The following is a 12,566-nucleotide window of genomic DNA, read 5'->3' on the forward strand; positions in this document are numbered from 1 at the left end:
GCGGCACAGGTTCTCACCGCGCCGTGATGAGGTCTACCTGGCTGCGCTTGACACGGACCTGCCCGTCGGCGCCGTGCGCCTCTTCACGAGTGCCGTCTCGATGACGATGAGCAGGGCGACGACGATGATTCCCACGGCGAACATGGCGAGGGCGAGACCGACGTCGCCCTGAGGCGCCAGCAGCTCGTTGTCGTCTGACTGCCAGGGCCAGAGAGCGCGGAGCGCCCCGATCATAAGCCCGGTCATCGCGGCGAGGGTGATTCCGTGCCTGTGCTCGAGAAGCCACTGCAGACCGGAGACGAAGAGACTCAGGCCGAGGACCGCTCCGATGATAAAAACACCGAGATACACCAGGTCGCGATCGTTGACGGCGGCGAGTGTCGGCGCGTACATTCCGACGGTCAGCAGAAGGAATGAGCCCGAGACCCCGGGAAGCACGAGGGCGCAGACCGCGACCGCTGCAGCGATCATCACCAACCAGAGCGGCGGATCGACCGGGTCTGCAGACGGAAGACTCGTCAGGAGGAAGGCCGCGACGGCGGCGATGGCGGCTCCGACCACCTCGTGTGCCTTCCAACGGCGCCCCACCATGCGGATGGGCACGATCAGCGAGGCGATGATGAGCCCGGCGAAGAGCGCCCGTGTCTCGACCGGATGCTCCTCGATCAGGGGTGCGAGCACGGCAGAAGCGACGACGATGGCGATGAGCATGCCGATGGCGACCGGAAGCACGATGCCCCATCTGACCTCTCGGAAGTGCGCCCGTGCCCGGGTCAGCCCGCGCCCTCGGAGCGGGTCGGCGACGGCGCGCACAACGCCCCTGACGAGTTCGCCGGCAGAGCCGATGATGTCTTCATAGACACCGACGATCAGCGCGATCGTGCCGCCGCTGACCCCTGGAATGATCTCGGCGATCCCGATGAGCGCTCCGCGCACGAGATCCATGAGCATCGTGAGCAGTCTCATCGGCGAAGGTGTCCTTTTCTTTTGAGGGAGCGTCGTTTTGGGCGCATTCCGGAGGCGCCCGGCCGGAGTTGTCGGGTGTGAGGAGCTCAGTCTTTGGGACGGTCGATGAACACGTCTTCGTCGAGCACCAGCTGTTCTGCTTCAGTATGGTCTGTGACGACATCTGCACCGGCTTCACGAAGCCGCTTCGCTCTGCGGCTCGATTGGACGTAGTGCCAGATGGTCGGCACCAGCGTCAGGACGACAGCGGCGAGGAGGATGAGGTCGATGTAATTCTGAACGAAGTCTGCGACCGGGGGAATGAACCCGAGAAGCCAGCCGAACAACGTCAGGCCCGCACCCCAGATGAGTGCACCGATCAGGTTGTACAGGGAGTATTTGCGATAGTCCATGTGGCCGACGCCCGCTGCCACGGGGGCGAACGTTCTGACGATGGGCACGAACCGGGCCAGGATCACCGCGAGTGCACCGAAACGGGCGAAGAACGCGTTGGTGCGTTCGACGTTCTTGACGCTGAACAGGCCGGACTCTTTGCGCTCGAAGAGGCGGGGACCGAACTTGTGGCCGATCAGATAGCCCACTTCGCCCCCCAGGAACGCGGCGAGTCCGATCGCGAGGCACACCCACCAGATGTCGATGCCGATGATTCCGGAGAACGTCAGCACACCGGTGATGATGAGCAAGGTGTCACCCGGGAGCAGAAAGCCGACGAGCAGGCCGGTTTCGGCGAACACGATGGCGCAGACACCCAGAAGGGCGAATGCCCCGAAACCCTCGATCAGGGTCGCCGGATCGAGCCAGGGAATGAGCGCTGCGTTGATCACAGGGGTGTTGTCTCCATTGGTCGGCCGCACGGTGAGCGCGGCCACTCGGGGCAAGAATGTTGTCGGAATCTTCCGCGGCGACGCGGGATTTTTCCAAAGTCTAACGAGAAAGGCCGACCGGACCCTGGATCATCAGCTGAAATCATTCTCTCGGATGACCCGCGGAGATGACCTTCACCTCTCGAGCGCCGGCTTTTCGGCGGGCGGGGCGCTGATGCGATGATGGCGTGGTGAACGCCCTCGACGACATCCGTGCCTCGATCATCGGGCACCCCTCGAACACGTGGGCGATCGAGCGGGGTTACGGTCCGGTCTACACGGCTGCTCCTTCTGCACGCATCGCCGTCATCGGGCAGGCGCCTGGACGCCGGGCCCAAGAGACCGGTATTCCGTGGAACGACAGGAGCGGTGAGCGCCTTCGGCAGTGGCTCGGGATCACAGACGACGAGTTCTACGACGCCCAGAAGGTCGCACTCCTGCCGATGGACTTCTACTATCCGGGCAAGGGGGCGAGCGGCGACCTGCCGCCGCGCAAGGATTTCGCGGCCAGATGGCATCCGCAGATCTTCGATCTGCTGCCCGAGATACGACTGACCGTGCTGATCGGACGGCACGCGCAGAAGCACTACCTCGCCGCGACATCGAAGCCGACGTTGACCGAGACCGTGCGAGCGTTCCGCGAGTACGGTCCTGGCACGATTCCCATCGTGCATCCTTCGCCGCTCACCCTGGGCTGGCAGATCAGGAACCCGTGGTTCGAGGCAGAGGTGGTTCCCGAGTTGCGCAGGCATGTTCGTGAGGCGCTGGGGGGCTGAGCCGCCGCAGCCATCGGGCCTCGCCTGTCGGGTCGGGTCGACTCACCGAGCGGATCGGGAACCGGTGCGAAGCGAATCGAAGAGCGCGTCGAGCGCGGCGAGCTGGCGTTCGTCGGTGCACATGTCCTGCATGAGGTCGGAAATCATGAGAAATCCCGTGTTCATGGTGGTGCTCTGGTCGACGATCAGGTCGCGCTCGTGCCGATCTTCGTGTCGATCTTCGGGTTCGGGTCGTCGCGATCACGCTCCGCGCTCTTCCCGACGCTGATCGCGACGATCGGCGTGCGTGGTATCGATCCGACGCTCGCGATGGTCGCGCGCTTGCCGGTTCGACCGGGTGCAGCGGTTCTTCGCCGTTGTGCTTCCCGCCGCGAGCCCGCGGATCTTCTCTGGGGTCTGTGCCGTCCAGGCGCGACTGTCGACGGCCTCCGAGCATCGCCGGCCCGGTTCCGCTCCGCGCTCTTTCAGAGTCGACGACAGGGTGTGTCCGGGTCTCGACTTCGATGCTCGCGCACCGGGTTCGCCGGTATGCACCACGTCCAGCCCTTGGCACATCGCTCCGGCGATTTAGTATTTACTGTCCATATGGATAAACTAACTCTCATCGCACGAAGCCGTGCGAGTCAGACAATGACCTCCGGGAGTTGAGAATGGATTCGTCCAAGCGCCACGCCGAGGTGGCAGGAGCAGGGATTGCTGGACTGGCGGTCGCAATCGCCCTCGCCCAACGTGGATGGACCGTCACCGTGCACGAGCGTTTTCCGTCGGTGCGAGAAGTGGGGGCGGGCATTGCCCTCGGCAGGAACGCGGTCGAGGCGCTCGCCCAGCTGGGTGCTTTTGAGGAGGCGGTGGCCGACGGCCAGGAGATCGCGTCGTGGTCTATCGGCGATGAGTGGGGAAACACGCTCCAGGACGAATCGGTGGGGGAGCGCACGATGTACTCCTGCCGGCGCGAGTCCCTTCAGCGGGCTCTGCTCAGAAGCGCACTGCGCGAGGGCGTGGCTGTGGTCACGGGGTCTGGGGTCGTCGGCGTGCGGGACGGAGACCTCGTCACAGAGGACGGAGCGCGCCACAAGGCGGATCTCATCGTGGGCGCAGACGGGGTCGGATCGCGCGTGCGCCGGTCGTTGCAGGACGTGGGCATACGAACCAGGCGAGTCGACTTGAAGGTCGCCAGTCTCCGCTTTATGTTGCCACGTATACCAGGCGACCCCGTGGACACGATGCCAGAGTGGATCAGCGGAAACCGTCGTGTGGGACTCCTGCCCTTCGATGACGAGACCATCGCCATGTATATGTTCTGCCCGCCCGGCGATGGGCGCGGACGGGCGTTGCCTGTCGACGTGGCAAGCTGGACCTCATCGTTTCCGCACCTCCGCGCTGTGTTCGACCGACTCCCGAAAGAAGGCACCTGGCTGCCGGTGGTGGAGACACGCAACTCCACCTGGACGCACGACAATGCGGTTCTTCTGGGTGATGCGGCGTTCTCGATGGCTCCGAACATGGGCCAAGGCGGCAGTACCGCGCTTCACGCTGCGATCACTCTGGCGAATGCCGTGAGTGGCGAAAGGTCCGTCGCAGACGCCTTGAAACGCTGGGAGTCGAACGAACGGGACTACGTCGACTATGTGCAGACGTGGTCCCGCCGGTACAGCCGAATGGTGAGTCAGTGGCCCCCTGTCGGGCGTCGCTTGCGTTCCCTCGTGTTCCGCGGACTGAGCAGGTCGAAGAGGCTCGCTCACCGATTCGCCGGCATCGAGCTCCGTCATGGTTCCGACATGATGTCGTAGGCACCAGAGACTATCCATCTGTCAAGCCAGACCACGATGCAGCAACATATATCGCCAGAGACTTATCCATTTGGATAAGCTTGTGGAGCCGATGAACATTACTCAAGGAGGAGTCGTGGGGCGTTTCGTTCGAGCCGGCACAGGGGGAGGCCCTGGTCGAGCAGCTTGTCGCGACGCATGACCCTGAACATGGCAGATGCGCTTGCGATGAGTGGGTTGTGGTCGGAAGGGTCGATCCTCCGGCGGAGGATGAGGAGCTATTGAACCGGGAACAGCTGGGCCGCGCTTTCCCAACATTCCCGTGCTTCTCGATGACTACTCGATACCTCATGGGTTCGCCAACTCGAAGGCGCTGGGAGCGAGCGGGGCACCCTTGAACAGGGGAAGAAGGCCGACTACATCATCCTGGATCGGGATCTCTTCGAGGCGGACGTGAACGAGATCGGCTCGACCGTCGTCACCGACACATTCGTCAATGGCGAGCACGTCTATGCGGAGCGGGCCGAGTGACCTTCGCCCGCTCCCACGCTCTGGGCCTGACCACCGCTTCTATTCAGAGGCGAGGCTCTCTTTGAGACGAGAGACCGCGATGTCCGCTCGGATCAGGGAGCGAAGCCGTTCGATGGCCCTCTCGGTTTCGGCCGGATCAGAATTGATGAGCTGTTGAATGGCCAGCCCGTCGAGTGCGGCGAAGACGACTTGTGCCAGCGGGCCGAGCCGATCGGCACCGGCAAGCCTCAATTCGTCTTCCAGAGCCGCGACATAGCCTCGGTAGATCTGTCGTACATCCTCGATGAGCTCGGGTCGACGCAATGACTCCAGGATCATCTCGTATTGGTAGCGCTCTTCATGCGGCTGATTGGCGATGATCGAGCTGAGGTTCGCACCGATGTCGTCGATTCGCCCGGTGCCAGGCGACAACTCCAGGTTCGCTTCGCGTGTGCGGGCATCCTCGCGGAAGGCGGCGATGATCAGAGCGTCGCGCGAGCCGAAATGATGGGCGACGAGACCGTGGGCCACACCGGCCTTTTGGGCGACGGCGCGATAGGTGAGACCGCGTATTCCCTGTTCCGCGACGACGCTCACGGTCGCCTTGATGAGTGCTTCGCGCCCGCCGTCGCGCTCTTCGGGGGGTTTTGTCGCGTCTGTCATGGGAGCAGTCTACGAAGAGATGCACGGACGGCTTCACTCATCGTGCGGAGATCTCCATTCCAGCTTTCCTTCCTCGGTCATCACGGTGACCGCGCTCACCCCGGGGTCCACACGGCAATCAAGCACCAGAGGACCGGCAGACTCCGCCGCCCAGGACGCGAGATGTCGCACGTCTTCGAGGCGCCGCACGACGACACCCCGCACGCCGAATCCTTCGGCCACCTGAGCGAGCTCGCGTTGGGGAAACTGGGCCACGGCGGTGTCCATTCCGAGAGGACGGAAGTCATGGACCTCGGCGCCGAACGCGGAGTCGTTGATCACGACCACAAGCAGAGGCAGCTTCAACCGCGAGGCGGTGTCGAGTTCTTGCGCAGCCATCAGGAAGCCGCCATCACCGACGATCGCCACTGTTATCGTCGACGGGTCTGCCGATGCCGCTCCGATCGCGCGCGGAAGACCGAGTCCGACCGACTGGAATCCCTGACCGAACAAGTAGCGGCCCGCCACGGCGACGTTGACGTACATTGCGGCGAACGCCATGAAGTGGCCGGAGTCGAGCGCGACGGTGCGTTTCGACGGCAAGATCGCATCGAGATCGACGAGCAGCCGGCGCGGGTCAACGCCATCCCGCCCATCGTGCGGGGGAATCTCGTCGGATCTGCGGTAGCCGCGCACCAACTCGGCCACGTGCGTTGCGCGAGCGGAAGGAGCATGGTCTGCGACGCTCGTGGCGGCCCGCAGACGCTTGGCGGCAGCACGTGCGTCGCCCTGAACGGTTCGCCTGACAGGTGGGGGCGGCGCGGTGCGGGCTCCGGCCTGTTCGTCAGCCGGTGTCTCCACGTCGAACCGGATGATGTGCGCCTCAGACGAGAACAGTGCGCCTCGACATGTCGTCCAGTCGTCGAGCGACGTCCCGAAGGCGAGCACGAGGTCCGACTCCTTCATGATCTTCGCGCTCAGGCGGGAGCCGAAGCCGCCAGCAATTCCGACGGAGAGCGGATCGTTGTCGAAGAGCCCCCGTGCGGGAGCCGTCGTCACCAGCGGGGCGCCGATCTGGTGCGCGAGACGGCGTAGCTCCTGCCCGGCGTTCGAGAGCACCGCGCCGAGACCGGCGATGATGACGGGAGACGAGCTTCTTCCGATGAGATCGACCGACATCGCCATATCTGCTTCGGAAGGGGTCGACGCTGCGCGCGTTGCCTGGTATCCGCTGACCGATGATGCCGTTGAAACGTGTTGGAGCAAATCGATGGGCATGTTGAGCACAATGGTTCGACGCTCACGGAAAGCGACTTCGAACGCATCGACCAGCTGCCGTTCAGCCGGTATCGAGTGATTCAGCTGGCGCACTTCGATGCCGGCTCCGAGCGCCGTCAGCGTATCCGATTGCCGGATGCGCTGGTGCGATCGGTCTTGCCGGGTCGGGGAGTCGGCAGCGAGGACCACGACCGGCACACGCGATTTCGCCGCGTCGACGATGGCGGTTATCGCGTTCGTCAGCCCAGGGCCCTGATGAAGCGACGCGACGCCGACGCGGCCGGTGATCTCTGCCCAGCCACAAGCCATCGCGACTGCTCCTGACTCGTGGCAGCTCGAGACATACTGACCGCCGGCCGCTTTGAAACTCGAGAGCAGTTCGAAGTTTCCGCTTCCGGCCAGCCCGAAAACGGGCCCGTTGTGTATCTTCTTCATGGCATGGCCGAGAAGCGCGGCGACGCGCAACGGCGCCCCGCGGTCAGTCGGCTTCATGCTGGGTCTGCACGAGTTCGAAGAGCTCGGTACGGAGTTCGGCAAAGCGGGGATCGCCACGGGTGGCGGCCTGATCGCGCGGGCGGGAAAGGTCGACCGGCACAACGGCGCGAACGGTTGCCGGCGACCGGGTCAACACGACTACACGATCTGAGAGGTACACGGCTTCGTCGATGTCGTGTGTCACGAAGAGCACGCTGATGCCGTAGTCGTTGCGCACCTGCAGCAGGAGGTCCTCCAACTCGAAGCGGGTCTGGGCGTCGACGGATGCAAACGGCTCATCCATGATCAGACAGTCAGGTTTGTAGGCCAACGCCCGGGCGATGGCGACACGCTGCTGCATTCCGCCCGAGAGCTGCCATGGATACTTCCGCGCGGTCCCTTTGAGGCCGACCGCGTTCAGCGCGTCCTCCACTCGTTCCGTGATCTCGGCGGCGGCGATCCCCTTGCCTTTCAGCGGAAAGGAGACGTTGCGCGCCACGGTGAGCCACGGGAACAACGACCGCCCGTAGTCCTGGAACACGACGGCCATCCCGGCCGGTGGACCGGTGACAGGCATCCCCTCGAAATACGAGCCGCCCGAGGTGGCCGGAATGAGCCCCGTCAGGCAATTCAGCAGTGTCGTCTTGCCGGCGCCGCTGGGCCCGACGATGCAGACGAATTCGCTGCTCTCGAGGGTGAACGAGATGTCTCCGATCGCGGTCACCGCCTGAAGGCCCTCACCGTAGACCTTCGTCAGGTTTCGAACGTCGAGGATCGCGTGAGGTGTCGTCGCAGGTGGCGTTGTCCCTGCCTTGCCCTGGTTTCTGTGGGTGCTGTTGGTCATGAGAGCCTCGAGTCGTGGGTTGCGGTGTGCCAGCGCAGCACAGCGCGTTCGATGGGATTGAGAATCGCGTTGAGCGCGAAACCGAGCAAGCCGAGCATGATGATGCCGGCCCACATATCCGGGATGCGGAATTGCTGCTGTGATTGCAGGATGAGAAAGCCCACGCCATCGGTGGAGGCGAGCATTTCGCTCACCACCATGAGCAGCAACGAAACCTGAAGGCCGACCCTAATGCCCGTCATGATTTGCGGCGAAGCCCCGGGAATGACGACGAACAAGAATCTGCGTGGTGATGAGATCTTGTAGGAGCGGCACACATCGACCCAGCGGGGATCGTTGGCGCGGACGCCATCGATCGTGTTCAGGAGCACCGCGAAGAATGCGGTGAACGCGATGATCCACACTTTCATCGTCATGTCGATCCCGAACAGGATCATGAACAGCGGCAAGAGAGCGGGCCCCGGCAACGAGCGGAAGAAGTGGACAATTGGAGCCGTGATGGCTTGCGCCCACTCGTTGAGGCCCAGAAGGACCCCAGCCAGAACGCCGAAGACGCACGCGATCAGAAATCCGAGCGCAAGATTCGTCAGGCTGGGAAGAAGCGAATCGGTGATGTTGGGCGACAGAAAGTGGAACTGGAAGCGCTCGAGGATCGTGGCGAGCGAGGGGAAGAAGAAGGTTCCACCGTTCGCTGTGGAGAACCACCACGCGAGAATCAGCGTGACGGGCAGCCACACCATCAGCAGGGCGTCGGATACTCGTCTCGTCATCGCGTCGACCCCCGTTGGCTGACGTGCCAGTGCATGGCCCTGCGCTCTGCGGCTTCGAGTAGCGTGTTGACAAGGATGCCGAGCAGACCGGTCAGGAGCACATAGGCGTACAGGTCTGCGAACTGGGCGGCCGACTGGGCGCGAGCTATCTCGAGCCCAAGCCCGGGGGCACGGCCGACGAGTTCGGTGACGATGCACAGGAGCAGAGCGCCGACGCCTGCTATCCGCAGGCCCGTGGCGATGTACGGGGCAGCGCTGGGAAGGATGACCATGAAGAAGCCGCGCGCGCGTCCGATGCGGAACGAGCGTGCCGTGGACGCGGCGACGGAGTCGACGCTTCGGACGCCGTAGATCACCTGGATCAGGAGCGGCCACACGGTTCCGAAGATGATCAAGGAGAGCTTCATCTGTTGGGTTGTGCCGAAGACGAGCAGGGCGAGAGGAAGAAGGGCAACCACCGGAATCGGCTTCAGGAACTCGATGGTCACTGACACCGATCGATACAGGATGCGGCTGAGGCCGATGACCGTGCCGAGCGGGATCGCGATGAGAACACTGATCACGAGGGCGACAACAGTACTGAGGAGGGTCTCACCGAGAGCAGACCAGAATACGGCGCTCGCGAGGATGACCGGGAGCTCTGCTATCACCTGCGAGGCCGGCGGAAAAGCAGACGTGCCGACGAGCCCGTTGCGGGTCGAGACCTCCCAGATCAGCAGAAACCCGAGCACCCCTGCCAGGCCGAGGGCGATGTGAGGGGTTCCACGCTTGCGCCTGCTGCCGCGCAGGCCGGCACGCAGCCACCCGGAGGAACTCGCGGGGGAGGCGACAGTCGTCATCTCGCTAGGATTCCGCAGCATAGACGAGCTCTTCTAGAGTGGGCTGCGTCTCGATGAAGCCGTACTCGAACAACAGTTCCGACATACGCGTGATCGACTCGGTGTCGAGCCCGGGCTCGTACACGGTGCCGAGATTGGTCTCGGCGACCTGGTCCGGTTCGAGTCCCGTGTATTCGGGTATCAGATCAAGCACTTCCTGCTTATGGTCTTTGCTGTATTGCAGCGTCTTCTCCATCGCCCGTCGGAATCCGTCGATGACATCGGGGTTCTGCTCGGCGAAGCCGTTCGACGTGACCCAGGCGGTGACAGTGCCATTCGGGAACACCTCGATCTCGGGGGTGGAGATCGAGCGTCCCCCTGCAGCTAGCGATGCGGACAAGAAGGGCTCCGTCGTCACGATCGCGTCGACGTTGCCCGCGTCGAGCGCCTGCTGCATCTGGGGGAACGGTAGTTGGACCGGCTCCACGGCACTGCTGTCGCCGCCGTCGTCGTCCACAACGACGAGGGTCAGCAAATGCAGCTCGGAACCGAGCGCGACAACTCCCACCTTCTTGCCTGCCAGATCTTTGGCACTCATGATGTCGCTGTCCTCGGGAACAACAATCGCCGCTGCGGCTGCTTCTGTGTCGATGAGGCCGTCGACGGGGGCGATGGCCTTCAGTTCTGCTCCCTGGGCCACGACGGTTGCGAGGAACGTCGTGGTGGCGAAGCCGATGTCGAGCTGACCACTGCTGATCTGCCCCGCGATTGCGGCCGGGTTGTCGCCTTCTGTCTGCACGATCTCGAGGCCTTCTTCTTCGAAGAAACCCTTCTCGATCCCCAGCTGGAACGGCGCCGTGCCGGTGTAGACGAGGTTACCGACGTTGACAGTGATCAGGTCGCCTTCGGATGACTTCGGCCCGTCACCACCCTCGGAAGAGCAAGCTCCTAGTGCAGCAGCGAGAACGAGGACGCTCATGGCCACTCCCACTTTTTTGGCCGATACGAGACGGGTCTTCATCGATCCTCCTGATTTAGGCGTGTGTGCGACTGTGCACGATAGGACATGCTATCCAATCGGATAGCAAGGGGTCAACTGTTTGGAGTCTTGTCATGGAACGGAACAGCCTGAATGATGTTGCCCCGTGTAGCATTCCCGATGTTTCCGCCCGCCGGGGAGATAGAGGCAGGGGAACGGCTTCACCGCGACAGATCGTGCACGAGGCTGCACCATCGTGCCGTGGAGCACGCGGGGACCGCTCGTTCGCGCACGCTCCTCATCCTGCGAATGCACGGTGATGCGCTCTTATCCATCTGGATAATATTATGGTCGACGTGGACCAGCCTCTCAGCTGGGCTCCCACTGTAGCTGCTGCCGAAGTATCGTGCTCACGGTCGACCTCATCATCGCGTGAGAGCAGGTGTCACGGTCGTGTGTTTCTTGCTGGTCTGCTGTCCGAGACGCGGCGCATCGGCTTGTGTGCCCTGATCGATGGCGAATGTGTCAGCGACCAGTGGATATGGGATCGGCGGCGGGAACGAGAAGCTGATCCCCCTGTGCTCGTCCGCGGGGCTCGCTCGGGGAAGGCAGTGCGTGCCACAGTGAGAGGATCGCTTTTCTGATCGTTTCCGTGTCGACACCGGCCATGTACTGAAGCACCAATCCATCTAGCGCCGCAAAGATGAAGCGCACCTTCGACTGGTCGTGGGTGTCGATCCCGAAGCGCTCAAGGCTGAGAGCAATCACTTCCTGGTATCGGTTGTAGAGGCGTTTCACCGGTTCTGCGAACATCGGGTTGCGGCGAGCCTCGAGGATCATTTCGTATTGGAAGGACTGGATCTCGGAGTTGACGGTCAGCTCCTCCAAGAGTGTGTCGGCGAAGCTCTCCTGGCTGTCAACGCTGAAGAGGCCCGTTGTCTCGATGGACTGCTCGACGGCCCATTCGAGGGCTGCGGCCAAGAGGGAATCTCTTGTGCCGAAGTGATGTGCGACGAGCGAGTTGTTCACGCCGGCCCTCTCGGCGACCGCGCGAAACGTCAGTCCGCGAAGCCCCCGTTCAGCCGCCACTTTCACGGCCGACTGGATCAGGAGTTCACGGCCCTCGCCGTATGCCACAGATCTCGCCATCTCTTCATGTTAGTCGGGCAAGATCGCTACTTGCGCAACACCTAATCATCTGCTTAACTCAGATGAGGCTCGAAATAAGCAAATGCTTAGATAGCGCTTTCACTCAATGATGAGGAGAAGACATGACCCAGAACAACTTGTGATCCACGACACGGTCGATCGATCGAAGGAAGAGCCCTCTGAAGTCGGCATGGTCCACTGGATCCGAAAGCCAGGGAAGGGCTCGCGGGACGTGCTTTGTGCGGGTACTGGTTCATTACGCCCGCGCAGGCCCCTGGCCCGATGCGGATCGTGGTTCACGCCGATAAGACCATCCACATTATTGAGGGCCGCATAAGGGTGGAGCCGGACGACGGTGAGGCCTCGAACTCGCTGCGGGTTCCGCAGCACCTTCAACAAGGGCGCCGCGGCCGTCTGGATGATCTGAGAACCGACCGTTGAGTTCTTCGTCTACTCCTGAATGCACTCCGGGGCATCCAGGGTGCTGTCCAACACCAGAGCCACCCGATCCCTCTGGAAGAGGCCCTGCTGGGGGTGACCCGCGTGGGGGCGGCGGCAGTGGGCAAGGAAGACGAGCGAGGCACGTTGGAGGAAGGGAAGAAGGCAGACTTCATCATCCTCGATCGCGACCTCTTCGGAATCGACGAAAACGAGATCGGCGCCGCGCAGGTATCTCGGACGTTCGTCGATGGTAAATCTGTACACGTTCGAGAAGAGAGTTGATGACG

12 protein-coding genes and 1 pseudogene are annotated in these 12,566 nt (G+C 62.9%); 4 read left to right on the forward strand and 9 right to left on the reverse strand.

From position 1 onward, the window contains the following. Positions 1 to 33 precede the first annotated feature (33 nt). Both ACYVF5_RS06405 and ACYVF5_RS06410 read right to left on the reverse strand, forming a co-directional pair. Entirely contained in the window at positions 34 to 966 is a 933-nt protein-coding gene (locus ACYVF5_RS06405; RefSeq protein WP_460944487.1) for a DUF368 domain-containing protein, read from the reverse strand. An 86-nt stretch (positions 967 to 1,052) separates the two neighbouring features. Beyond that, positions 1,053 to 1,790, reverse strand: coding sequence for a DedA family protein (locus ACYVF5_RS06410; RefSeq protein WP_460945297.1), 738 nt, complete (start codon positions 1,788 to 1,790; stop codon positions 1,053 to 1,055). A gap of 230 nt (positions 1,791 to 2,020) precedes the next feature. Here ACYVF5_RS06410 and ACYVF5_RS06415 point away from each other — a divergent pair, with 230 nt between their 5' ends. From ACYVF5_RS06415 to ACYVF5_RS06425, 3 genes and pseudogenes are all read left to right on the forward strand, one after another. After that, entirely contained in the window at positions 2,021 to 2,605 is a 585-nt protein-coding gene (locus ACYVF5_RS06415) for a uracil-DNA glycosylase family protein (protein ID WP_460944488.1), read from the forward strand. A gap of 650 nt (positions 2,606 to 3,255) precedes the next feature. Continuing rightward, entirely contained in the window at positions 3,256 to 4,395 is a 1,140-nt protein-coding gene (locus tag ACYVF5_RS06420; RefSeq protein WP_460944490.1) for an FAD-dependent oxidoreductase, read from the forward strand. Positions 4,396 to 4,731: 336 nt separating this feature from the next. Continuing rightward, positions 4,732 to 4,905 (forward strand): annotated as a pseudogene (locus ACYVF5_RS06425) (amidohydrolase family protein); the annotation flags it as partial. A gap of 39 nt (positions 4,906 to 4,944) precedes the next feature. Here ACYVF5_RS06425 and ACYVF5_RS06430 read toward each other — a convergent pair. From ACYVF5_RS06430 to ACYVF5_RS06460, 7 genes are all read right to left on the reverse strand, one after another. After that, positions 4,945 to 5,547, reverse strand: a complete 603-nt coding sequence (locus ACYVF5_RS06430) for a TetR/AcrR family transcriptional regulator (protein ID WP_460944492.1) — start codon at positions 5,545 to 5,547, stop codon at positions 4,945 to 4,947. A gap of 33 nt (positions 5,548 to 5,580) precedes the next feature. Then, on the reverse strand, positions 5,581 to 7,296 hold the full coding sequence (locus tag ACYVF5_RS06435) for a thiamine pyrophosphate-binding protein (protein WP_460944494.1): 1,716 nt from the start codon (positions 7,294 to 7,296) through the stop codon (positions 5,581 to 5,583). Continuing rightward, the gene (locus tag ACYVF5_RS06440; RefSeq protein WP_460944496.1) at positions 7,283 to 8,122 is read right to left on the reverse strand and encodes an ABC transporter ATP-binding protein; all 840 of its coding nucleotides are present in this window, start codon (positions 8,120 to 8,122) and stop codon (positions 7,283 to 7,285) included. Before ACYVF5_RS06440 ends, ACYVF5_RS06435 begins: the two co-directional genes overlap by 14 nt. Next, the gene (locus ACYVF5_RS06445; RefSeq protein ID WP_460944498.1) at positions 8,119 to 8,862 is read right to left on the reverse strand and encodes an ABC transporter permease; all 744 of its coding nucleotides are present in this window, start codon (positions 8,860 to 8,862) and stop codon (positions 8,119 to 8,121) included. Before ACYVF5_RS06445 ends, ACYVF5_RS06440 begins: the two co-directional genes overlap by 4 nt. Before the next feature lie 26 nt (positions 8,863 to 8,888). Further along, positions 8,889 to 9,731 carry an ABC transporter permease gene (locus ACYVF5_RS06450; RefSeq protein ID WP_460944500.1) on the reverse strand — a complete coding sequence of 281 codons (843 nt, stop codon included), beginning with the start codon at positions 9,729 to 9,731 and terminating at the stop codon, positions 8,889 to 8,891. Between the two features lie 4 nt (positions 9,732 to 9,735). Continuing rightward, positions 9,736 to 10,731 carry an ABC transporter substrate-binding protein gene (locus ACYVF5_RS06455; protein WP_460944502.1) on the reverse strand — a complete coding sequence of 332 codons (996 nt, stop codon included), beginning with the start codon at positions 10,729 to 10,731 and terminating at the stop codon, positions 9,736 to 9,738. Positions 10,732 to 11,214: 483 nt separating this feature from the next. Beyond that, a complete protein-coding gene (locus ACYVF5_RS06460) occupies positions 11,215 to 11,838 on the reverse strand; it encodes a TetR/AcrR family transcriptional regulator (protein ID WP_460944504.1) in 624 nt (207 codons plus the stop codon). Between the two features lie 474 nt (positions 11,839 to 12,312). Here ACYVF5_RS06460 and ACYVF5_RS06465 point away from each other — a divergent pair, with 474 nt between their 5' ends. Continuing rightward, the gene (locus tag ACYVF5_RS06465) at positions 12,313 to 12,561 is read left to right on the forward strand and encodes an amidohydrolase family protein (RefSeq protein WP_460945299.1); all 249 of its coding nucleotides are present in this window, start codon (positions 12,313 to 12,315) and stop codon (positions 12,559 to 12,561) included. Positions 12,562 to 12,566: the final 5 nt, after the last annotated feature.

It is taken from the genome of Okibacterium endophyticum (genome assembly GCF_054780075.1).

Excerpts from the sequence above, each read along its gene's own strand:
- ACYVF5_RS06440 (WP_460944496.1), bottom strand. The coding sequence starts at position 8,122 with ATGACCAACAGCACCCACAGAAACCAGGGCAAGGCAGGGACAACGCCA.
- ACYVF5_RS06450 (WP_460944500.1), bottom strand. The coding sequence starts at position 9,731 with ATGACGACTGTCGCCTCCCCCGCGAGTTCCTCCGGGTGGCTGCGTGCC.
- ACYVF5_RS06460 (WP_460944504.1), bottom strand. The coding sequence starts at position 11,838 with ATGGCGAGATCTGTGGCATACGGCGAGGGCCGTGAACTCCTGATCCAG.
- ACYVF5_RS06405 (WP_460944487.1), bottom strand. The coding sequence starts at position 966 with ATGAGACTGCTCACGATGCTCATGGATCTCGTGCGCGGAGCGCTCATC.
- ACYVF5_RS06420 (WP_460944490.1), top strand. The coding sequence starts at position 3,256 with ATGGATTCGTCCAAGCGCCACGCCGAGGTGGCAGGAGCAGGGATTGCT.
- ACYVF5_RS06430 (WP_460944492.1), bottom strand. The coding sequence starts at position 5,547 with ATGACAGACGCGACAAAACCCCCCGAAGAGCGCGACGGCGGGCGCGAA.
- ACYVF5_RS06435 (WP_460944494.1), bottom strand. The coding sequence starts at position 7,296 with ATGAAGCCGACTGACCGCGGGGCGCCGTTGCGCGTCGCCGCGCTTCTC.
- ACYVF5_RS06445 (WP_460944498.1), bottom strand. The coding sequence starts at position 8,862 with ATGGTGTGGCTGCCCGTCACGCTGATTCTCGCGTGGTGGTTCTCCACA.
- ACYVF5_RS06455 (WP_460944502.1), bottom strand. The coding sequence starts at position 10,731 with ATGAAGACCCGTCTCGTATCGGCCAAAAAAGTGGGAGTGGCCATGAGC.